The 22,700-nt window shown below is 47.4% G+C and carries 19 protein-coding genes and 1 riboswitch; of the genes, 9 read left to right on the forward strand and 10 right to left on the reverse strand.

What is annotated here, in order from left to right:
- Positions 1-5 precede the first annotated feature (5 nt).
- Entirely contained in the window at positions 6-1,463 is a 1,458-nt protein-coding gene (locus J4N39_RS14705; protein WP_252020761.1) for a TrkH family potassium uptake protein, read from the reverse strand.
- Positions 1,464-1,486: 23 nt separating this feature from the next.
- Positions 1,487-2,116 (reverse strand): YigZ family protein, encoded by a 630-nt coding sequence (locus tag J4N39_RS14710; protein WP_252020763.1) that lies wholly within the window; start codon positions 2,114-2,116, stop codon positions 1,487-1,489.
- A 215-nt stretch (positions 2,117-2,331) separates the two neighbouring features.
- Here J4N39_RS14710 and fadB point away from each other — a divergent pair, with 215 nt between their 5' ends.
- The 3 genes from fadB (at position 2,332) to acuI (ending at position 6,847) form a co-directional block, all read left to right on the forward strand.
- A complete protein-coding gene (fadB, locus tag J4N39_RS14715; protein ID WP_252020765.1) occupies positions 2,332-4,503 on the forward strand; it encodes a fatty acid oxidation complex subunit alpha FadB in 2,172 nt (723 codons plus the stop codon).
- Between the two features lie 26 nt (positions 4,504-4,529).
- The gene (gene fadA / locus J4N39_RS14720) at positions 4,530-5,696 is read left to right on the forward strand and encodes an acetyl-CoA C-acyltransferase FadA (RefSeq protein ID WP_252020767.1); all 1,167 of its coding nucleotides are present in this window, start codon (positions 4,530-4,532) and stop codon (positions 5,694-5,696) included.
- A gap of 170 nt (positions 5,697-5,866) precedes the next feature.
- A complete protein-coding gene (acuI, locus tag J4N39_RS14725) occupies positions 5,867-6,847 on the forward strand; it encodes an acrylyl-CoA reductase (NADPH) (protein WP_252020770.1) in 981 nt (326 codons plus the stop codon).
- Positions 6,848-6,983: 136 nt separating this feature from the next.
- Here the strand turns inward: acuI and J4N39_RS14730 are convergent, their stop codons facing one another.
- Both J4N39_RS14730 and J4N39_RS14735 read right to left on the reverse strand, forming a co-directional pair.
- Entirely contained in the window at positions 6,984-7,928 is a 945-nt protein-coding gene (locus tag J4N39_RS14730) for a LysR family transcriptional regulator (protein WP_252020772.1), read from the reverse strand.
- Positions 7,929-8,060: 132 nt separating this feature from the next.
- Positions 8,061-8,240 carry a hypothetical protein gene (locus tag J4N39_RS14735; protein ID WP_252020774.1) on the reverse strand — a complete coding sequence of 60 codons (180 nt, stop codon included), beginning with the start codon at positions 8,238-8,240 and terminating at the stop codon, positions 8,061-8,063.
- Between the two features lie 142 nt (positions 8,241-8,382).
- On the opposite strand from J4N39_RS14735, the gene tusA reads away from it, so the two are divergent.
- Positions 8,383-8,628: a sulfurtransferase TusA gene (tusA, locus tag J4N39_RS14740; RefSeq protein WP_252020776.1), complete on the forward strand. Its 246-nt coding sequence runs from the start codon at positions 8,383-8,385 to the stop codon at positions 8,626-8,628.
- A 71-nt stretch (positions 8,629-8,699) separates the two neighbouring features.
- Here the strand turns inward: tusA and J4N39_RS14745 are convergent, their stop codons facing one another.
- Both J4N39_RS14745 and J4N39_RS14750 read right to left on the reverse strand, forming a co-directional pair.
- Positions 8,700-8,948, reverse strand: coding sequence for a hypothetical protein (locus tag J4N39_RS14745; protein WP_252020778.1), 249 nt, complete (start codon positions 8,946-8,948; stop codon positions 8,700-8,702).
- 90 nt (positions 8,949-9,038) lie between these two features.
- A complete protein-coding gene (locus J4N39_RS14750; RefSeq protein WP_252020780.1) occupies positions 9,039-9,593 on the reverse strand; it encodes a TMEM165/GDT1 family protein in 555 nt (184 codons plus the stop codon).
- Between the two features lie 32 nt (positions 9,594-9,625).
- Positions 9,626-9,813, reverse strand: a riboswitch (yybP-ykoY riboswitch).
- A 212-nt stretch (positions 9,814-10,025) separates the two neighbouring features.
- On the opposite strand from J4N39_RS14750, the gene glyQ reads away from it, so the two are divergent.
- From glyQ to J4N39_RS14775, 5 genes are all read left to right on the forward strand, one after another.
- Positions 10,026-10,946, forward strand: coding sequence for a glycine--tRNA ligase subunit alpha (gene glyQ / locus J4N39_RS14755; protein ID WP_252020782.1), 921 nt, complete (start codon positions 10,026-10,028; stop codon positions 10,944-10,946).
- A 1-nt stretch (position 10,947) separates the two neighbouring features.
- Positions 10,948-13,014, forward strand: a complete 2,067-nt coding sequence (gene glyS / locus J4N39_RS14760; protein WP_252020784.1) for a glycine--tRNA ligase subunit beta — start codon at positions 10,948-10,950, stop codon at positions 13,012-13,014.
- 204 nt (positions 13,015-13,218) lie between these two features.
- Positions 13,219-15,303 (forward strand): alpha-amylase, encoded by a 2,085-nt coding sequence (locus J4N39_RS14765; RefSeq protein ID WP_252020786.1) that lies wholly within the window; start codon positions 13,219-13,221, stop codon positions 15,301-15,303.
- Positions 15,304-15,529: 226 nt separating this feature from the next.
- Entirely contained in the window at positions 15,530-16,777 is a 1,248-nt protein-coding gene (locus J4N39_RS14770; RefSeq protein WP_252020788.1) for a valine--pyruvate transaminase, read from the forward strand.
- Between the two features lie 100 nt (positions 16,778-16,877).
- Positions 16,878-18,500, forward strand: a complete 1,623-nt coding sequence (locus J4N39_RS14775; protein ID WP_252020790.1) for a phosphoethanolamine transferase family protein — start codon at positions 16,878-16,880, stop codon at positions 18,498-18,500.
- Positions 18,501-18,557: 57 nt separating this feature from the next.
- Here J4N39_RS14775 and J4N39_RS14780 read toward each other — a convergent pair whose 3' ends face one another.
- From J4N39_RS14780 to atpD, 4 genes are all read right to left on the reverse strand, one after another.
- Positions 18,558-18,992 (reverse strand): Hsp20 family protein, encoded by a 435-nt coding sequence (locus tag J4N39_RS14780; RefSeq protein ID WP_252020792.1) that lies wholly within the window; start codon positions 18,990-18,992, stop codon positions 18,558-18,560.
- Between the two features lie 311 nt (positions 18,993-19,303).
- Positions 19,304-20,665, reverse strand: a complete 1,362-nt coding sequence (gene glmU, locus J4N39_RS14785) for a bifunctional UDP-N-acetylglucosamine diphosphorylase/glucosamine-1-phosphate N-acetyltransferase GlmU (RefSeq protein WP_252020796.1) — start codon at positions 20,663-20,665, stop codon at positions 19,304-19,306.
- Between the two features lie 171 nt (positions 20,666-20,836).
- The gene (locus J4N39_RS14790) at positions 20,837-21,259 is read right to left on the reverse strand and encodes a F0F1 ATP synthase subunit epsilon (RefSeq protein ID WP_252020798.1); all 423 of its coding nucleotides are present in this window, start codon (positions 21,257-21,259) and stop codon (positions 20,837-20,839) included.
- A gap of 18 nt (positions 21,260-21,277) precedes the next feature.
- Positions 21,278-22,681 (reverse strand): F0F1 ATP synthase subunit beta, encoded by a 1,404-nt coding sequence (gene atpD / locus J4N39_RS14795; protein WP_252020800.1) that lies wholly within the window; start codon positions 22,679-22,681, stop codon positions 21,278-21,280.
- Positions 22,682-22,700: the final 19 nt, after the last annotated feature.

Below are 22,700 nucleotides of genomic sequence, written 5' to 3' on the forward strand. Positions count from 1 at the left end.
AGGAATTAGCTACGCCAAAACGTTGGGGTGAACAGTATGAGCAATGTGAAGATTTCCAAACGGCCAAATAGCATAGATACCACCAGTACCCATTTGGCGTTGTCATTGATATCACCAAAGTGCAAAGCGACATCGCCTAAGCCTGGTCCTAGGTTATTCAGTGTCGCTGCAACGGCAGAAAATGCAGACAGCTCATCCATCCCGGTGGCAATCAAACCCAGCATGCACATTACAAACACTAGGGCGTATGCGGAGAAAAAGCCCCACACGGCATCGACAACTCTCTGAGACAGGGCGCTGCCACCGACTTTAATGGTATAGACAGCACGAGGGTGAACCAATCGTTTGAGTTCACGGGCACCTTGCAGGGTCAGGAGTAAGATACGAATAACTTTCATGCCGCCACCTGTAGACCCCGCGCAACCACCTATAAAAGAGGAGAACAGTAGCAGTACAGGTAAGAATAGTGGCCACTCGGAGAAACTGGTGGTGGTAAAGCCAGCAGTCGTCGAGATCGAAACCGTCTGAAATAGTGCTTGGTCAAAAGCTTCATAAGTCGAATCGTAGCTGTGGTGCTTAAGCAACAAAGAGAAACAGATAATGAATAACATTAGCTGGATAAACAGGAAGGCTCGAAACTCAGGATCTTTAAAATAGTACTTAGGATGAACCCCACCAGACGCAAATGCAGCAAAATGCAGAGAATAGTTGCACGCAGAGATGAGTAGGAAGACAACGGTGATCATATTGACCGCATAGCTATCAAAATACGCCATGCTTGCATCGTGAGTAGAGAAACCACCAATGGCGATGGTTGAGAAACTGTGACAAATGGCGTCAAAGGCACTCATACCTGCCAACCAAAACGCCAGAGCACAGGCAATAGTCAAACTGAGGTAGATATACCACAGCACTTTTGCCGTCTCAGCGATACGAGGCGTCATTTTGGTATCTTTTACTGGGCCTGGAATTTCTGCTCGGTAGAGCTGCATGCCACCGATACCTAAGATAGGCAAAATGGCCACCGCTAAAACGATGATGCCCATACCACCAAACCATTGCAGAAGCTGACGGTAAAAAAGAATCGCTTTAGGTAGTTCGTCTAACCCAACAATGACTGTCGCCCCTGTTGTGGTTAAAGCGGAGAAAGACTCAAAGAAGGCGTCAGTGACCGAGATATTCGGGTCGTCGGAGATCAAAAATGGCAGTGCCCCTGCCGAACCGATTACGGTCCAAAACAGCACCACAATGAGAAAGCCATCACGAGACTTTAGCTCATGTTTATGACGGCGGTTCGGAAACCAAAACAGGCCTCCACAGGCGAGCAGCACGAAAAATGTGGTGACAAACGGCACACCCGCACCATCTCGATAGATGAGTGCGACTAACGCTGGCGCTAACATGGAGACACTAAACAGCGCTAGCAACAAGCCAACGATGCGAATAATTGAACGAAATTGCATGATTGCTACAGAAGCCCGGCTTCCTATTCCTTAGTTGCTTCTTGAGAGGCGACGCCAATTTTTGCGCCACTTTTATTGATTATCGCTACGCGAAATTCCTCGACCTTGCTTAGCTCCAGCTCAACGGTTAGCAACACTTGGCTTTGATAGTCAGCGTTAACCGTCGTCGCTTCAAATTGCCCCATAACAGTTTGAGCAATAGGCATAAGCGAATAGTCTAACGTCAGCAAAACATTTGTGGTGATTTTTTTCTCGATTGTTTGAAGCAGCTTGAGCGCTTGTTGCACCCCGCCACCATAAGCTTTGACCAAACCACCCGTTCCTAACTTAATGCCACCAGAATAACGAGTCACCACCGCCGTGATTTCTCCTACTCCAGATCCTGATAACTGCGCCAAGATAGGCTTACCTGCGGTGCCTGAAGGTTCACCATCATCACTGAACCCGTATTTCATCGAGTCCTCTGGGCGACCCGCCACAAATCCCCAGCAATTATGCCTAGCATCCGCGTGCTTGCGCTTTATCTGCTCAACAAAGGCTTTGGCGCTGTCGATGGATGGGGTATGCGCAAGATAAGTAATAAAGACACTCTTCTTTATTTCTTCTTCAAAGCTCACTGGCTCTGCAGGGATCAGGTAAGGCTTGGAATTCATACTTCTTTCAACTTTCTAGCAAGAGCGCAAGTGTATCACGACTACACCAATATACGTATTGAACAAGAGTTAGACCACAAATGTTAAACACCTGTTTAAAAATGTATTGAAATTAGCCAAAAGCCATTGCACACTAGCAAAGTCAACAAACTGGCAACATAACAATAACACGCACTCTATCAAGCCACTCGGATTGTGTGTCATGGAGATAGACAATGATTTACCAATCAAACACCCTACAAGTTAAGGAACTACAAAACGGCATTGCCGAGTTAAGCTTTTGCGCTCCTGGATCAGTAAACAAGCTTGACGTAGCAACCCTTGAAGCACTTGATAAAGCCCTCGATGCTGTTAATGCCGCATCAAACATTAAAGGCCTACTGCTGACATCAGACAAAGACGCATTCATCGTTGGCGCTGATATCACAGAGTTTTTAGGTCTATTTGCAAAGCCTGAAGAAGAATTGGATAAATGGCTGCAATACGCAAACGCCATTTTCAACAAATTAGAAGACCTACCTTTCCCAACCCTTTCTGTCGTTAAAGGCCATACCCTTGGCGGCGGCTGTGAATGTGTGTTGGCCACAGATTTCCGTATCGGTGATAAAACCACCAGCATTGGCCTTCCTGAAGTCAAGCTGGGCATCATGCCGGGCTTTGGTGGCTGTGTACGTCTACCACGTGTCATTGGCGCAGATAGCGCGATGGAAATCATCACTCAAGGCAAAGCTTGTCGTGCAGACGAAGCACTAAAAGTTGGCCTACTTGATGCGGTAGTCGATAGTGAAGCGCTGTATGAATCTGCGCTTAACACTCTGGTTAAAGCAAGTGAAGAGAACATTGATTGGCAGAAACGCCGCTCTCAAAAAACCTCTGCGCTAGAACTAAGCCAAATTGAGGCCATGATGAGCTTCACAATGGCTAAAGGTCTGGTGGCTCAAAAAGCAGGTCCGCATTACCCAGCACCAATGGCCGCAGTCACGGCTATTGAAAAAGCAGCGACACTGGGCCGTGATGAAGCATTGGTACTTGAACGTCAGAACTTTATCAAACTGGCGAAATCTGAAGTAGCTCAGGCTCTGGTAGGTATTTTCCTAAATGACCAGTACATCAAGGGCATGGCGAAGAAAGCCGCTAAGTCAGCGAATAAGGCGACTGAGCGTGCAGCAGTTCTAGGTGCAGGCATCATGGGTGGCGGTATCGCTTACCAGTCAGCGCTTAAAGGTGTACCTGTTCTGATGAAAGATATCGCTCAGGGTTCACTCGATCTCGGCATGAACGAAGCAGCTAAACTGCTTAATAAGCGTGTCTCTCGTGGCCGTATGGATGGCATGAAGATGGCGAACATCCTCTCTTCTATCACACCAAGCCTACATTATGCCGGTATAGAGCAATCCGACGTTGTGGTTGAAGCGGTAGTTGAAAATCCGAAAATCAAAGCGGCGGTACTTGCTGAGGTAGAAGATGCAGTTGCAGAAGATGCAGTAATTGCATCGAACACCTCTACTATCCCAATCAACGTACTGGCTAAATCACTAAAACGCCCAGAAAACTTCTGTGGTATGCACTTCTTTAACCCAGTGCATGCGATGCCATTGGTTGAGATCATTCGTGGTGAAAACACCTCTGAAGAAACCATTAACCGAGTCGTCGCTTATGCTGCCAAGATGGGCAAATCCCCAATCGTGGTAAATGACTGCCCTGGATTCTTTGTTAACCGCGTACTATTCCCTTACTTGGCGGGCTTTACTTTGATGCTGCGTGATGGCGCTGACTTCAACCAAATCGACAAGGTAATGGAGCGTAAATTTGGCTGGCCTATGGGTCCTGCATACCTACTTGATGTCGTAGGCATTGATACTGCGCACCATGCTCGTGCAGTAATGGCGGACGGTTTCCCTGAGCGTATGGCGATCGAAAGTAGAGATGCGATTGACGCTCTATTTGATGCCCAAAAGTACGGTCAAAAGAATGGTAATGGCTTCTACTCTTACACGGTAGACCGTCGTGGTAAGCCGAAGAAAGGTGCTAACCCAGAGGTTCTTCCGCTACTTGCAGAAGTTTGTGGTACAGCTGAACAGTTTGACGAGCAAACCATTATTGAGCGCACCATGATCCCAATGATTAACGAGGTCGTGCTGTGTCTTGAAGAGGGTATTATCGCTTCTCCTCAAGAAGCAGATATGGCGCTTGTTTACGGCCTTGGTTTCCCTCCATTCCGTGGTGGCGTATTCCGTTACCTAGACTCTATCGGTCTAGACACTTACCTAGAAATGGCAGCTAAGCACCAAGACCTAGGTGCTCTATACAAGGTGCCAACGCTTATCAAAGACATGGCGGCACAAGGTAAGTCTTTCTACGATGCACAGCAAGCTAGTGCGCTATAAACCACATTTGGAAAAGGAACATCAAAATGAATAACGTAGTAATAGTGGATTGTTTGCGTACTCCGATGGGACGTTCTAAGGGTGGTGCTTTCCGTCATACTCGTGCTGAAGACCTATCTGCACATCTGATGAAGGGGATTCTTGAGCGTAACCCTCAGGTTAACCCAGAAGAGATTGAAGATATCTACTGGGGCTGTGTGCAACAGACTCTAGAGCAAGGTTTCAACGTTGCTCGTAACGCAGCGCTGCTGGCTGGCCTACCAATCAACATTGGTGCCGTTACGGTTAACCGCCTATGTGGTTCTTCTATGCAAGCACTTCATGATGCTAGCCGTGCCATCATGGTTGGCGATGCTGAAATCTGCCTAGTTGGTGGTGTGGAGCATATGGGTCATGTGCCAATGAACCATGGTGTTGACTTCCACCCAGGCCTATCTAAGACGGTAGCAAAAGCGGCTGGCATGATGGGTCTTACCGCCGAGATGCTAGGTAAACTGCATGGCATTAGCCGTGAGCAGCAAGATGAATTTGCAGCACGTTCTCACCAACGAGCACATGCTGCAACGGTTGAGGGTCGCTTTAAGAATGAGATCCTGCCAATTGAAGCTCACGCTGAAGATGGCAGCTTGATCACGCTTGATTATGATGAGGTTATTCGTCCTGAGACATCGGTTGAGGGTTTATCACAGCTTCGTCCAGTGTTTGACCCAGCCAATGGTACGGTAACTGCTGGTACTTCTTCGGCACTATCTGATGGCGCTTCAGCCATGCTGATGATGAGCGAAGAGAAAGCCAACGAGCTTGGCCTCAAAATCCGTGCTCGCGTTAAATCGATGGCTATTGCTGGCTGCGATCCTTCTATCATGGGTTACGGTCCTGTACCTGCAACTCAAAAAGCGCTGAAGCGTGCAGGTCTAACGATTGAAGATATGGACGTTGTAGAGCTAAACGAAGCCTTTGCCGCTCAGTCTCTGCCATGTGCTAAAGACCTTGGTCTACTTGACGTCATGGATGAGAAGGTCAACCTAAATGGTGGTGCTATCTCACTAGGTCACCCACTCGGTTGTTCTGGTACTCGTATCTCAACCACGCTGATCAACCTGATGGAAGCTAAGCAAGCGAAATACGGCTTAGCGACTATGTGTATCGGTCTGGGTCAGGGTATTGCAACCATCTTTGAACGTGTTGAGTAATATCAACTAGACTCATGGGGCGGCTATAAGCCGCCCTTTTTTATGCATGCTGAGAAGTATGTATATTTCGCATATATAAAATGATTAAGTTTCACTTTTGTAATACAAACTTAGCGACTACACTTCTCTCAAACAGCGACAACGCTCTTATTACTCGTGGAGAGTCCCCTATGTTCAATGCTTTAATTCTAAATCAAGAAGAAAAACGTACTATCGCATCTATCGAACAGATCGATATCGACCAACTGCCGCAAGGCGACGTACTGGTCGATGTGGATTACTCATCACTTAACTACAAAGATGGCCTAGCGATCACAGGTAAAGGCAAGATCATCCGTAACTTTCCTATGGTACCGGGTATCGATATGGCGGGCACCGTCGCATCCTCTGAAGACCCACGTTATAAAGCAGGCGACAAAGTCGTGCTGACTGGTTGGGGTGTCGGTGAGAACCACTGGGGCGGCATGGCGCAAAAAGCTCGCCTAAAAGCGGATTGGCTAGTACCTATGCCTAAGGGTCTAGATAGCAAAAAAGCAATGATGGTCGGTACGGCAGGTTTTACAGCAATGCTATGTGTTCAAGCACTGCTCGATGGCAACGTGAAACCAGAAGATGGTGAAATCGTGGTAACTGGCGCTAGTGGTGGTGTGGGCTCAGTGTCCGTCGCTTTGCTAGCACAGTTAGGCTACAAAGTGGCAGCAGTGACAGGTCGTATTGAAGAAAACGGTCCACTGCTAGAAAAGCTAGGCGCTACTCGCATTATTGAACGTGGTGAATTTGAAGAGCCAGCACGCCCACTTGAAAAGCAAATCTGGGCGGGCGCAGTAGATACTGTGGGTAGCAAAGTACTGGCAAAACTGCTGGCACAGATGGATTACAACAGCACCGTCGCCGCATGTGGCCTAGCCGGTGGTTTTGACCTACCAACCACGGTGATGCCATTTATCCTACGTAACGTTCGTCTACAGGGTGTGGATTCTGTAAGCTGCCCAGTAGAAAAGCGTATTGCCGCATGGGAGAAGCTAGTAGAACTACTGCCAGAGAGCTTCTATCAACAAGCAACCTCAGAGGTTTCACTAGAAGAGGCACCGAAGGTGGCTGAAGATATTACTAACGGCCAGATCACAGGTCGCGTGGTGATTAAGCTTTAACAGCCGGAGATAAAACCACCCAACGGTTTACGGCTTTCCGCATAAAAATAGAGAACCCTGTGAGTTCTGGGTTCTCTATCCGTTTACCGTTTACCGTTTACCGTTTACCGTTTACCGTTTACCGTTTACCGAAATCCTATTCCAAAAACCCGATATCCTCGATTCTCTTCTCAATCAAACGTCCACACTCTTCTTTGACGATATTACGCAGCCAAATCTGTGCTGGCGACTGATCGCAGCGTGGATGCCAGATCATCGAATACTCAAAGGGTGTAAACTCAAATGGCAAAGGCTTGATCATCAGATCGTAGCGATCAGAGACCAAATACGCGAGATCCGCAGGTACCGTAATGATCAGTGGCATGGTGTCGATAATCGCCAGTGCCGCTTCAAGGTGATAAGCCCTCAATACCAAATTTCGCGCAGGTTTATCCACCAAGGCTTGATCGAGCAAAGCCTTCACCCCATCACTGATAGCAATCATGGCATGAGGGTATTGAAAGTAATCCTCGAGCGTCATTTCACGTTGGGCCAATGGGTGCTGTTTAGATATCAAACATGCAACCCCAACTCGCCCCAAAATCTCACTATTGAGTGGCGCAACCGGTCCAATTGGTCGGCAGATAGCCAAATCTGCACCTTGAGTAGTCAGCTGGCTATTGAGGTTTTCATGCTGAATCGGGATAAAATCAAACTTGAGTTGTGGCGCTTCTTGATAGATTCTCGGTAGGGCAAATGGCAAGATGGTTTGCAACGCATAATCTGTCGTCGCGATAGTAAATGTCTGCTCGCACTTAAGCGGCTCGAATTGCTGAGGGGTCAACAGTTGCATCAGTGAATCCAGCGGAGCGTTTAACTGACGATTGTATTCAATTGCAGCTTCAGTGGGGATTAACTGGTGCCCTTGGCGGGTAAAGAGTGGATCGTTAAGAAGCTCCCGCAGTCGCCCCAAAATGCGGCTCATTGCCGACTGGCTTAAGTTAAGCCGAACAGCCGCTTGACTGACACTGCCCTCCTCAATCAAGACTCTCAGTGCCACCAGCAGGTTTAAATCTCGACGGTAAATTTCTTCTAATTCCATACATCCCCCACAACTTTTGGCTAATAGTAGAATTTCAGGCAAAAAAAATCCCGCCTTTCAGCGGGGAAGCCCAAGAAAAACTGGGATAGTGTCGGAATAAAGTAGAAGTATTTGTTAAAATTTGGTGATCATCTAGTTGTTATTTTCTGCTGGCTGCCAGCGAAACATTTCTACACCAATCCCCATTAGGGTTGCTGTTAAGCCGATGATTGGCAACAGCGAAACTGTACTTGCTTGTTGAAGCACCAGAGCACATACCGAGATGAACCCCAACACTGTATAAATCGTTAATCTATCTAATCTGTCTAACATAGCCATTCCTTAGCCAACAAATGTTGCACAGTTGTTAAAATTTAAGTTATATGATTATTCGCCGTTTGCCAAGAGAATATTGCATATTTTTTCTTCACTAGTATGATTTGCCCTCTTGTTCCAACCAAAATAGAAAACCACAATGCTTGATACAACCCTTGCTACACATACGCTTGAAGCCGAAGGGCTGCGTTGCCCAGAGCCTGTTATGATGGTAAGAAAAATGATTCGAAAACTTCAAGATGGGGAAGTGTTGTTGGTGAAAGCAGACGACCCATCAACCACTCGAGACATCCCTAGCTTTTGTCGTTTTATGGATCACACACTGATTGCAAGCCATACCGACAGCCTGCCATATCTGTACTTGATCAAGAAAGGTTTGGAATAATTTGTAGTGAAACTTTGTGAAGGCAGCCCTGTGGCTGCCTTTTTTGTTAAGGCTTAAACGGCAGGACACCGTTACTCTGACATGACCTGTTTTTGTAAACGCTCAAATTGTTGGTGAAGCTCTCGCATCTCTTGGCGCATCGGGATGATGTGCTGAACCCGAATCCAAGACTCTACGGTCAACCCTGTCATGATGATCGCACCAACCACCATAGGTAGCCACAGCTCAGTGAGCACCATCCCAAGCAAGGTTAAGCACAAGCCAAAGGTAAACATATAACTCTGACTTTTCGGGGTAATTCCAGTGTAGCGTGTCAACATAGTTCAACCCTCTCAATGACTTCCCTAACATCAAACTTACCAGCCACTGGAAAAAATTATAGCGTTTAAGTCACATTTACTGTCGCCTAATTAGAACAATATTGCCCCAAGCGCCAAGAGTAAGAATAAGCCACATGTGATGCGTCGAATCCAATCAAGCGGCAGTTTATCTGCAGATAACTTACCGATAATTACTACAGGCACATTGGCCAGTAACATGCCTATGGTAGTACCAAAAATCACCGCCCAAACAGCATCCTGATATTGAGCCCCTAGGATAGATGTTGCGATCTGGGTCTTATCGCCAATTTCAGCAATAAAGAATGCGATGAAGCTAGCAACAAATGGACCTCGAGCAGAGATGGATTCATCATCATCGAGTTTATCCGGGATCAATATCCATAGGGCCATAGCGAGAAAACTGGCAGCAACCACGTAACGAAGCAACTGTTCGGAAATAAAATCAGCGACCACAACACCAAGCCAAGCGGCTAACGCATGATTGAGGAGTGTTGCTGCAAAAATGGCAGCAATAATTGGAACGGGTTTACGGTAGCGACTGGCCAACAATAGAGACAGTAGTTGGGTTTTGTCACCAATTTCCGCCAGTGCGACGGTCATAGTAGAAATAGCAATAATGCTCACGACATGCTCATTTGGGGCGAGGGTTATTATATTAAAACCATAGACAAGCCTCGTGCCCCACCCCGGTTCACGATACTTGTCTAAGGTCTTGCTAAACGGCGGAGGTATAGTCCCCCTTAAGCGTCTCTGTCACCATGGTGATTTTGCACCAATTATGTTGACGACAGAACCTAATCCACATTGCTAGTGATTAGGTAAGCTACTCCCCAAAGACGGGCGCATTTTAAAGCGCACATTAGTGAGACTCAAGCTAAAATTTCGCCAATTGCGGCCCAATTGCGACAAAGCGAACGACGTTTTTCCCCAACTAGAGAGTAAATCTCGAAAATGACTAGGAATTCGCCAACATTGCCCCTACTCGGAAGCGGAATATATCGCTATACTTGATTGTTATTTTTTATTCATACAGACAGAAATCGCGCGAACCTGACTATGCAAAAATTCGATATCAAGACCTTTCAGGGTATGATCCTCGCGCTGCAGGATTATTGGGCCCAACAAGGCTGTACCATTGTACAACCGCTAGACATGGAAGTAGGTGCAGGCACCTCTCACCCTATGACGTGTCTACGTGCACTTGGCCCAGAGCCAATCTCAACCGCTTACGTTCAGCCATCACGTCGTCCAACCGACGGCCGTTACGGTGAGAACCCTAACCGTCTACAACACTACTACCAATTCCAGGTGATCCTTAAGCCATCACCGGACAACATCCAAGAGCTATACCTTGGCTCGCTAGAGGTACTAGGCGTTGACCCACAAGTACACGACATCCGTTTCGTAGAAGATAACTGGGAAAACCCAACGCTAGGCGCATGGGGTCTAGGCTGGGAAGTATGGCTAAACGGCATGGAAGTAACCCAGTTTACTTACTTCCAGCAGGTTGGCGGTCTTGAGTGTAAGCCAGTAACTGGCGAGATCACTTACGGTATCGAGCGTCTTGCAATGTACATTCAGGGTGTGGATTCTGTTTACGACTTAGTGTGGAACATCGCACCAGACGGCTCTAAAGTGACTTACGGTGATATCTTCCACCAAAACGAGGTTGAGCAATCAACTTATAACTTTGAGCACGCAGACGTAGATTTCCTATTCACCTTCTTCGACCAGTGCGAGAAAGAGTGTAAAGAGCTACTTGAGCTTGAAAAGCCACTACCCCTTCCAGCGTACGAGCGCATCCTTAAAGCGGGCCACGCCTTCAACCTACTAGACGCACGTAAAGCGATCTCAGTAACTGAACGCCAACGCTACATCCTACGTATCCGTGACCTGACCAAGTCAGTTGCAGAGGCGTACTACGCATCTCGTGAAGCACTAGGCTTCCCAATGCTAAAAAAGGATGAGGAGAAGTAAGATGGCAAAAGAATTTCTGATTGAGCTAGGTACAGAAGAGCTGCCACCAACGCAACTTCGTACTCTGGCAGAAGCATTCGCAAACAACTTCGAAGCTGAGCTAAAAGCGGCTGAGCTGACTCACGAAGGCATCAAATGGTTTGCTGCACCTCGTCGTCTAGCGCTAAAAGTGGCTGCTCTGGCAGAATGCCAAGCGGACAAAGTGGTTGAGAAGCGCGGCCCTGCGGTATCGGTAGCCTTTGATGCTGACGGTAATGCAACCAAAGCGGCTCAAGGCTGGGCTCGTGGTAACGGCATCACCGTTGAGCAAGCTGACCGTCTGAAGACTGATAAAGGCGAGTGGCTGCTGTTCAAACAAGAAGTGAAAGGCAAAAACACTGCCGAGATCATTGTTGAACTTGCAGCAAAAGCACTAGCAAACTTACCGATTGCCAAACCTATGCGTTGGGGTAGCACTGAGACTCAGTTTATCCGCCCGGTTAAGACCCTAACTATGCTGATGGGCGATGAGCTTATTGCTGGTGAAATCCTTGGCGTTACATCTGATCGCACTATCCGTGGTCACCGCTTTATGGGTGAGCAAGAGTTCACTATCGACTCGGCTGAGCAGTACCCTGCGATCCTAGAAGAGCGTGGCAAGGTAATGGCTGATTACAAAGCGCGTAAGGCGATCATCATTGCTGAATCTCAAAAAGCCGCGGCGGCAGTTGGCGGTATCGCTGATCTAGAAGATGACCTAGTAGAAGAAGTAACTTCTCTAGTTGAGTGGCCAGTGGTTCTTACAGCGAAGTTTGAAGAAGAGTTCCTAAACGTGCCTTCTGAAGCGCTGGTTTACACCATGAAAGGTGACCAGAAGTACTTCCCTGTTTACGATGAGAACAAGAAGCTACTACCAAACTTTATCTTTGTATCTAACATCGAGTCGAAAGAGCCTCGTCACGTGATCGAAGGTAACGAGAAGGTAGTACGTCCACGTCTAGCAGATGCGGAGTTCTTCTTTAACACTGACCGTAAGCGTCCTCTGATTGACCGTCTTCCTGAGCTAGATAACGCTATCTTCCAGAAGAAGCTAGGTACTATCAAAGATAAGACTAACCGTATCACTGAGCTGGCTGGCTACATCGCTGAGCAGATCGGTGCGGACGTTGAGCTATCTAAGCGTGCTGGCCTACTGGCGAAATGTGACCTAATGACCTCGATGGTATTCGAATTTACCGATACTCAGGGTGTTATGGGCATGCACTACGCTCGCCACGATGGTGAGAACGAGCAAGTAGCGGTTGCACTAAACGAGCAGTACATGCCTCGTTTTGCAGGTGACGACCTACCATCAAACGGTGTTTCGACAGCGGTTGCAATGGCAGACAAGCTAGATACTATCGTTGGTATCTTCGGTATAGGCCAAGCGCCAAAAGGTTCTGACCCATTTGCGCTACGTCGTGCATCACTAGGTGTACTGCGTATCATCGTTGAATACGGCTACAACCTAGACCTAGTTGACCTGATCGCTAAGGCGAAATCGCTATTTGGCGACCGCCTGACTAACGATAAAGTTGAGCATGACGTGATCGAGTTTATGCTAGGCCGTTTCCGTGCTTGGTACCAAGACGAAGGCTTCAGCGTAGACATCATCCAAGCGGTGCTAGCACGTCGTCCAACTAAGCCTGCAGACTTTGACCAGCGTGTTAAAGCGGTATCTCACTTCCGTGACCTTGAAGCGGCAGAAGCACTAGCAGCAGCGAACAAGCGTGTAGGTAACATCCTAGCGAAATTCGATGGTGAGCTGGCGCAAGAGATCGACCTGTCTCTTCTACAAGAAGATGCAGAGAAGACCCTAGCAGAAAGCGTTGAAGTGATGACAGAAGCACTAGAGCCTGCGTTCGCAACCGGTAACTACCAAGATGCACTAAGCAAGCTTGCAGACCTACGTGAGCCTGTGGATGCATTCTTCGATAACGTAATGGTAATGGCCGATGACGAAGCTCTGAAGAAGAACCGTCTAACGCTACTCAACAACCTACGTAACCTGTTCCTACAGATCGCTGATATCTCACTTCTACAGAAGTAATTAGCATTTATTAGGTATTTGAAAGGGAAGCTTTGGCTTCCCTTTTTTGTTGCCGATAGAAACCGATACGCACGACGTATTAGTAATTTTGTGAACAAGGCAAACCTTTGTAGGGTGAGGTCGATTTAACTTATGGGTGCAACGCTCGGATTGTAGAGGCTTGGTTTTGCTATAACTGGACTGTTTATTCGGGGGAAGGATTCAATGAAAAAAACAGTACTCGCACTCTCAATTGGACTATTTAGCGCCTGTAGCCAGATTCCAGATAACGCAATTTTACTCAGCGTTGGTGAGGATACGGCAGTATTCGAACAAAACTCTCAAGGACTATTGGTTGCTGAACAGAAATTAGGGAAAGGCAGCTACACCTTTACTATCGGAGATAACCAACAAACCTGTGGCAGCAGCTTTGCCTTGGCAGAAGATAAACGCGTTAAGTTCAATCGTGCCCTTAAGATGGACAACTGTGCCACTGACACCGAGATGCCCCTGCGTATCTTCAAAGCCAATACCTATCAATTTACCCTTAACCCCACCAGCAACGAGTTAACGGTAAAGATCAAGCCAAAACAGAGCCAGAGTTTTACTTATACCTGTCCCGTCGCCACTGATACACCCAAAACCATCGACGTGGCTAAGACCTTCGCCAACGGCACCAAGGTTCGTGACGCACTAACAGGGCAAGAAGCGACAGTAGATAATGGCACTATAATTATGCAGCCAGGTCCTATGAGCCAAGGTCTACTATTACTCGAGCAAGTCGAACAACAAGTTGAGCCTGCATTTAGCTGGGACAATGCCACGATTTACTTCGTGATGACCGACCGCTTCCACAATGGCAATCCAGACAACGACAACAGCTATGGCCGCAGCAAAGATGGTAAATATGAGATCGGTACTTTTCATGGTGGCGACCTTGCTGGTCTTACCGAAAAGCTCGACTACATCCAATCGCTAGGCGTCAATGCCATCTGGATCACCTCGCCACTGGAGCAGATCCACGGCTGGGTTGGCGGTGGTGATAAAGGGGACTTCAAACACTACGGCTACCACGGCTACTACCACCAAGACTGGACCAAGCTCGATGCCAACATGGGCACCGAAGATGAGCTACGCACCTTTGTCGATACGGCGCATGAAAAAGGCATCCGTGTGGTGTGGGACGTGGTGATGAACCACACTGGCTACGCAACACTGGCAGATATGCAGGAGTTTGGTTTTGGTCAGCTCCACCTTGACGAGCAAGAAGCTAAAGAGGTGCTTGGCGAGAGTTGGACCGACTGGCAACCAAAGTCCGGCCAGTGCTGGCATAGCTTTAACGACTACATCAAATACGGTGATAGCGAAGCGTGGGATAAATGGTGGGGCAAAGCGTGGATCCGTACCGACATCGGCAACTACGACGCCCCTGGGTATAATGATCGCACCATGTCGCTCAACTATCTGCCCGACCTGAAAACCGAATCGGCTGAAACCACTGGACTGCCGAACTTCTTCCGCAAAAAAGAGACCAATGCGCAAGATATCGAACGGACCCCACGAGCCCACTTGATCGCTTGGCTATCTGAATGGGTACGTGAGTATGGTATCGATGGCTTCCGTGTTGATACCGCAAAACATGTCGAGATGGAGGCATGGGCTGAGCTTAAAGCCAGCACCACCCAAGCATTAGAGGAATGGAAACAAAAAAACCCAGACAAAGCTCTCGACGACTTGCCATTCTGGATGACAGGTGAAGTATGGGCACATAGCGTGGTGAAAACACCTTATTTTGATCACGGCTTCGACTCAATCATCAACTTTGAGTTCCAAGGTGATGTTGCGCCTAAAGCGCTAAAATGTTTTGCCAAGCTGGATAGTGACTATCAACGCTACGCTGAACGTATCAACCAAGACCCTGAGTTCAACGTGCTAAGTTACCTTTCTTCGCATGATACCCAACTGTTTTGGTCAGCCCGCAGTCGCAGCTTCGATGACCAAGCCAAAGCGGCCAATGCGCTAATGCTTGCCCCTGGTGCGGTTCAAATCTACTACGGCGATGAAATCGCCCGTGACTTTGGAACCACAGGCTCAGATGCCCACCAAGGAACCCGCTCCGATATGCCATGGCATCAGATCAAAGGCCAGCGTGCAGATTTACTTGAACACTGGCAAAAGCTAGGCGAATTTCGTCAACGCCACCCAGCGGTTGCGCAGGGCAAACACATCACTCGTCAGCAACAAGGCTATTACGCTTTTGAGCGCCAATACAAAGATGACAAAGTGTTGATCGTATATACGGGTGAATAACCACCACTGATAGTAACAAAGGGAAGCAACTGCTTCCCTTTTTAGTGGCAGTTGTCGCCCATATCCTACGTACTTCTGGTCTGATCAGCCGCTTTTTTGTTTTTCGGTTTATTTCACACTTTGCGTCAATAACACATTGATGTAAGGTCAAGGATTACTCGTTTAGCTGACCCAGTATCAGCACAAATTGACCGAAGCAATCGCAATGAATTAGGTAGTAACGCAGATGCAGTTCTCAAAGTTTGGTGAAAAATTTAATCAGTATTCAGGCATAACCCAATTAATGGATGATCTTAATGACGGGCTGCGTACACCAGGTGCCATCATGCTCGGCGGCGGTAACCCAGCAGCCATCCCAGAGATGCTCGATTACTACCATCAAGCCACTCAAGAGCTACTAGATAGCAATGAATTGGTCGCTGCACTAGCAAACTATGATGGCCCTCAAGGCAAAGACTTGTTTGTTAAAGCGCTCGCTAGCTTGCTTAAAAACACTTATGGCTGGAACATCAGCGAAAAAAACATCTCGCTTACTAATGGCAGTCAAAGTGGCTTCTTTTATCTATTTAATCTGTTTGCAGGCAAACATGCCGATGGGTCGCACAAGAAAATTCTTCTGCCATTAGCTCCCGAGTATATTGGCTATGGTGATGCTGGCATTGATGAGGATATCTTTATCTCTTATCACCCAGAAATCGAAATGCTCGACAATCGTCAGTTCAAATATCATGTCGACTTTGAACAGATGAAGGTCGATGACTCCGTGGCGGCAATTTGTGTTTCTCGCCCAACCAACCCAACAGGCAACGTATTAACCGACCAAGAGATCCACAAGCTCGATAAGTTAGCCCAGCAACATGATATTCCTCTGATCATCGATAACGCTTACGGTTTGCCATTTCCCAACATCATCTTTGAAGATGTTGAACCGTTTTGGAATGAAAACACTATTTTGTGCATGAGCCTTTCCAAACTCGGATTGCCCGGCGTTCGCTGCGGCATTGTGATTGCGAGTGAAGAAGTAACACAAGCAATGACCAACATGAACGGCATCATCAGCCTAGCACCAGGCAGCGTAGGGCCAGCATTAGGCCACCACATGATCGAGAAGCAAGATCTTCTAAGGCTGAGCCACGATGTGATCTTGCCGTTTTACCAGCAAAAGTCGCAGCGAGCAGTGGAGCTGCTGCAACAAGCGATCCCCGATCCTCGCTTTCGCATTCATAAACCGGAAGGCGCTATCTTCCTCTGGCTATGGTTTGACGAATTGCCTATCACCACCATGGAGCTGTATAAACGCCTTAAAGCCCGTGGAGTATTAATCGTACCGGGTGAATACTTCTTTATCGGCCAACAAGACGATTGGGACCACGCTCACCAATGCTTACGCATGAACTATGTTCAAGACGATGACAAGATGCAGCAAGGAATTGCGGTGATTGCAGAGGAAGTGATCAAGGCCTACGCAAAGTAAGGAATCCTTACTTAGCCCAGAGCTTGCTACATTGATTGTATGATGACAAATTAACCAACGAAGGGTAGAATCGCGGCGTGTTTTATTAATCGATACTCCTATGCCTTCTATCCTACGTGTTTTCAAATCGTACCCAGTATTTGCACTGATATATTCCTTTTTGGTAGGAGCGATTGTTGTCGCCTGTGAAACCGCAGTGCGCCACTACTATGAAGTTATCCCCGCAGATAACCCACTAGAAAGCTTCTTTATCGGAACAATACTGGCTCTGATCGTCTGTTTTTCTGGCATCAAAGCGATAACCTGGATGTTCCTTGCCTTTATTGGGGCGGTGTACCTAATTCAATTTGGCAGCATCGCCACTTATGGCTTCTTTATATCGCCAATCAAGCTTTGGTTGCTGTTCGAAAAGTTCTTAGAAGTTCTCGATTCAGGTAAAGATTCAATTGCACATTCTCTGGTTGCAACTCTTTGTGCAGTGACCATTCTTGCAAGTCTGGTTGTAATGGCTTCAAAAGCTAATCACAAGAAGAAATCTATTTGGGCCAGTGCACTGGCGCTTGTTGTCATGCTTTTCTATCCGATTAAACAGATCGCTAATCCTGAAAATCTGCTAGGTATAAAGCCTTACAATGAGCACTCAGCATTCAAAAGTGCCCTATACACTCTAGGCTACTTTAGTGCTCATACCATTCCGCAAGAAGTCTTTGGCCAGTCCAATGTTGCTCAATTTGTCAGACCTGCGCCCGAGCGAATCAAGGCACCGGAGTTTCAAAATATTGTTTTTGTTATGGGTGAAAGCCTGTCCTCAAAATATGTTGGCGCATTAGGATTCGAGAAAAACACGACGCCTTGGTTAGCAGAGCAAGCAAAGCGTGATGACAGATATCTAGGTGAGGGTTTCTCGGGAGGTCTATTTACCGATGTCAGTCTCCCATATTTCTTCCAGTCAGTGGTTAAGCCAAATGGCACAAGACAGATAGCCCAAAGTAATGCCAATCTATTTAAAATGGCCAAAGAACAAGGCTATACAACGCACTTCTACTCTGCGCAAACCAGTTACGGGCTGAGCTTAGTATCCATGATTGGTCGACAGTGGATTGATCACTATGACGACTCTTTTTCCATCACTCACGATGGGCGAGAGAGTGTTTTGGATATGGAACTGCTCAATTGGTTGAAACAAGTCAATCTCAAAGATAAAAACTTTATCGTGCTTCATCAAATGGGCTCTCACATGCCGTACTCGATTCGCACTCCGAAAGAGTTCAAAAAATTTGGTGAGGACAGCTCTTACAATGAGTACCTAAACAGCGTCTACTACACCGATGAGTTAATGAAGCAATTGCAAAACTACCTAGAGCAGAACACCACAGGGAAATGGAGTTTTATCATGACTTCAGACCACGGCCAATATGTCACTGCCAACGCTTCAGGGCACGGCAGCTTCAGTGCAGAATCAAACTATCTAGTTCCAGTCTATATCGCTTCCAATGACCATTTGGTTGCCCAAAAAGCGACTCGCTCACTTGGGGCATGTAGTGTCTCTTTTCAGGTTCAGCTATCTGATTTCATTGCCAATCAACTCGGCTTTGATTTCGATACTCCAACTAACTGTGACAAAGGATATGTTGCAGGCGCTAGCCGAAGTGGTGACTCTGGCTACTTAGAAATCATTCACCAGCCTGACGGTAGTACGACAAAAGAGCTGATGTATAAGTAATAAAAACGCCCGCTATCAAGCGGGCGTTATTCTATCTATTCAGCTGCAAGTGAGCTCTTAGCCCTCAATCAACTTACTTCCACCGATCTCGATTTTACGTGGCTTCATCGCTTCTGGGATCTCGCGTTCTAAGTCGATATGAAGCAAACCATTTTCCATGTTAGCGCCAATCACTTTTACGTAATCAGCGAGTTGGAATTTACGCTCAAAGTCGCGCTCAGCAATGCCTTGATAAACGTAGGTCTTGTTCTCTTCTGGTTTACGCTCGCCACGAACAATCAGTACATTCTCTTTTTGAGTAAGGTCCAACTGATCTTCTGCAAAACCTGCTACCGCCATAGTGATGCGATATTTGTTTTCGTCTTGCTGCTCGATATTGTATGGAGGGTAACCGCCAGAGCTATTCTTGGCTGTGTTTGCTTCCATTAGGTTAAGCAGACGGTCAAAGCCAATGGCGTTACGGTACAGTGGAGTGAAATCTACATTGCGCATAATACTATCCTTCTAGTTAAGCAATAGTCTTACCCGAGCGCTCACACATGTTTGGGGCTCAAAGGTAAGAGAAACAGTCTCACCACTCCGTTGGGACGTGGGGCTGTTTGGAGTTAAGTTGTATGCTTTCCCTTTTTGCTTCCTCATCAGAGCGAAGGCTGGGACAAGCGGTTAAGAGGCCCGTTTGGCATCCTCTTCATAACTAGATATAGGGGCGGTAAAAATGCTCTTCAAGGGGATTGAATAAACTTTTTTAAAAATATAGGCAAAAAAATGCCCGCATAATGCGGGCACTCACTAATCTGTTGGGACTATTTTTTCTTCACTGGGCGTTGCCAGTCAGCAATCTTGCGCTCTTTAGCGCGAGTGATGACTAACTCACCTTCGGCAACATCTTTGGTTAGTGTTGTACCAGCACCAACCGTTGCACCGTTAGCAATCGTCACTGGTGCCACCAGCTGCGAGTCAGAACCAACGAATACGTCATCACCGATGATGGTTTTGAACTTGTTCGCACCATCGTAGTTACAGGTAATAGTGCCTGCACCGATATTAGTTCGCTGGCCAATTTCGGCATCACCTAGATAAGTCAGGTGGTTCGCTTTAGAGCCTTCGCCAATGCGTGCATTCTTCACTTCAACAAAGTTGCCTACGTGAGAGTCATTACGTAAGTCTGCTCCAGGGCGTAGACGAGTGAATGGGCCCACAGTACAGTCTTCTGCCACTGTTGCACCTTCAATTACACTGTATGGGCGCACGATGGTGTTATCGTCGATCTCACAATCTTTAAGCACACAGCCTGCTCCGATCACTACGTTATCACCTAGAGATACGGAACCTTCGATGATAACGTTAGTGTCAATCTCACAATCCATGCCGCACTGCAATTCACCACGCAGGTCAAAGCGCGCTGGATCACGCAGCATCACACCTTGCTCTAGCAGCTTTTGCGCCTGCATAGATTGGAAAGCTCGCTCAAGACGCGCCAGTTGAGCGCGGTCATTCACGCCTTCTACTTCGATTGGGTTTGCAGGGTGAACAGCTTCAATCGCTCGACCTTCATCGTGCGCCGCAGCGATAATGTCGGTAAGGTAGTATTCACCTTGCGCATTTTCATTCTTCAGTGCCGCTAGCCAGCGTTTGAGATCGCCGCCCGTTGCCACCAACACACCGGTGTTGATTTCTTTGATTAACTTCTGCTCTTCGGAAGCATCTTTTTGTTCAACAATCGCCACCACAGGGCCGTTCTTGCGCACGATACGACCGTAACCATGAGGGTTATCCAACACCACTGTCAGTAGCGCAATACCGCCAATTGGTTGGGCATCAAGTAGGTTTTCTACCGTTTCAGAGGAGATAAGCGGAACATCACCGTAAAGCACCAGTACTTTTTCATCGTCAGCGAACTTGTCAGAGGCTTGGTTTACCGCATGACCCGTACCTAACTGCTCAGCTTGCAGTACCCAGTTAACTGGCTCGTTGCCAAGCTCAGCTTGCATCTGATCGCCACCGTGGCCATAAACCAAGTGGATGTTCTGTGCACCAAGGCCGCTACAGGTATCGATAACGTGCTTTGCCATCGGCTTTCCTGCCAAGGTATGCAGCACTTTAGGCTTATTAGAGTACATACGGGTGCCTTTGCCCGCCGCGAGGATTACCGCGCTGAAGTTCATAGATCTTCCCTAGAGACGTCGTTGTATTAAGTGTCGGATTTTAACCTGTTTTTGCTGTGGTGTTAATTGCAGCGATTTTAATTTTTGTTGCGAATTTGATAGATACAAAAAAGGCGACCCAAAGGTCGCCTTTTACAATGCGTTGATACGTCTAAATCTACGCGAGTACGATTAACGTACTTTCTTGGTCAACTCGATTACTCGTAGCTGAGCAATGGCTTTAGCCAGTTCACTTGCCGCTTGTGCAAAGTCCATATCGCCATGCTGATTTTGGATATGCTCCTCAGCTTTGCGTTTGGCTTCTTCTGCCTTAGCTGCGTCTAGGTCTTCACCACGGATTGCTGTGTCAGCCAGTACAGTCGCTGTACCCGGCTGAACTTCAACGATACCACCCGAGACATAAAGAATCTCTTCGTGGCCGTGTTGCTTAACTATGCGCACCATTCCCGGCGTAATAGCGGTCAGCAGCGGAGTATGGCCTGAGAAAATACCCAGTTCACCTTCGCTACCAGTCACCTGAAACGTTTCAACTAGACCGGAAAAAAGTTTCTTCTCAGCACTAACAACGTCTAGGTGGAAGGTTATTGCTGCCATATCGCCTCCTAGTTAGCCTTATAGCTTCTTAGCATTCTCAACAGCATCGTCAATCGTACCGCAGTACATGAACGCTTGCTCTGGAATGTCATCGTAATCACCAGCTAGAAGACCTTTGAAGCCACGTAGAGTCTCTTTAAGAGGTACGTAAACACCTGGGTCGCCAGTAAATACTTCCGCTACGTGGTAAGGCTGAGTTAGGAAACGCTCAATCTTACGTGCACGAGATACAACTTGCTTATCTTCTTCAGATAGCTCGTCCATACCTAGAATCGCGATGATATCTTTCAGCTCTTTATAACGCTGTAGAGTAGACTGAACGCCACGAGCGATGTCGTAGTGCTCTTGACCTACTACTAGAGGGTCTAGCTGACGAGACGTTGAATCTAGTGGGTCGATCGCTGGGTATAGACCCATTGCTGCGATGTTACGGTTAAGTACAACCGTTGCATCCAAGTGTGCGAACGTGGTTGCTGGAGACGGGTCAGTCAAGTCATCCGCAGGTACGTATACCGCCTGTACAGACGTGATAGAACCTTGCTTAGTTGACGTGATACGCTCCTGAAGTACACCCATCTCTTCCGCAAGCGTCGGCTGGTAACCTACCGCCGATGGCATACGACCAAGAAGTGCTGATACTTCGGTACCCGCTAGTGTGTAACGGTAGATGTTATCAACGAACAGTAGAACGTCACGACCTTCGTCACGGAAACGCTCTGCCATTGTTAGACCCGTCAGTGCAACACGTAGACGGTTACCTGGTGGCTCGTTCATCTGACCGTAAACCATTGCTACTTTAGACTCTTCAGGATTTTCAACGTTTACAACGCCTGCTTCCTGCATCTCAAAGTAGAAGTCGTTACCTTCACGAGTACGCTCACCAACACCTGCAAATACAGATAGACCTGAGTGTTGAAGTGCGATGTTGTTGATAAGCTCCATCATGTTAACGGTCTTACCTACACCTGCACCACCGAATAGACCGATTTTACCACCCTTAGCGAATGGACAAACTAGGTCGATTACCTTAACACCAGTCTCTAGGAGAGCTGTTTCGTTTGATTGTTCTTCGTAGCTAGGTGCTTCACGGTGGATTGAGTAGTGCTGCTCAGCACCGATCTCACCACACTCATCAATCGCGTCACCAAGAACGTTCATGATACGACCTAGGGTCTTAGTACCTACTGGTACTGAAATTGGAGCGCCAGTATTTACTACTTCAACGCCACGACGTAAACCATCTGAGCTACCCATTACGATACAACGAACTACGCCACCGCCTAGCTGTTGTTGAACCTCAAGAACTAGACGCTCTTTTGATTCAGTAACATTTAGAGCGTCATATACACTAGGTACTTCGCTCTGTGGGAACTCTACGTCGACTACCGCACCGATGATCTGTACGATCTTACCTGTAGCCATCGTTAATCCTCTAAACTAT

It is taken from the genome of Vibrio sp. SCSIO 43136 (assembly GCF_023716565.1).
Classification (GTDB): domain Bacteria; phylum Pseudomonadota; class Gammaproteobacteria; order Enterobacterales; family Vibrionaceae; genus Vibrio.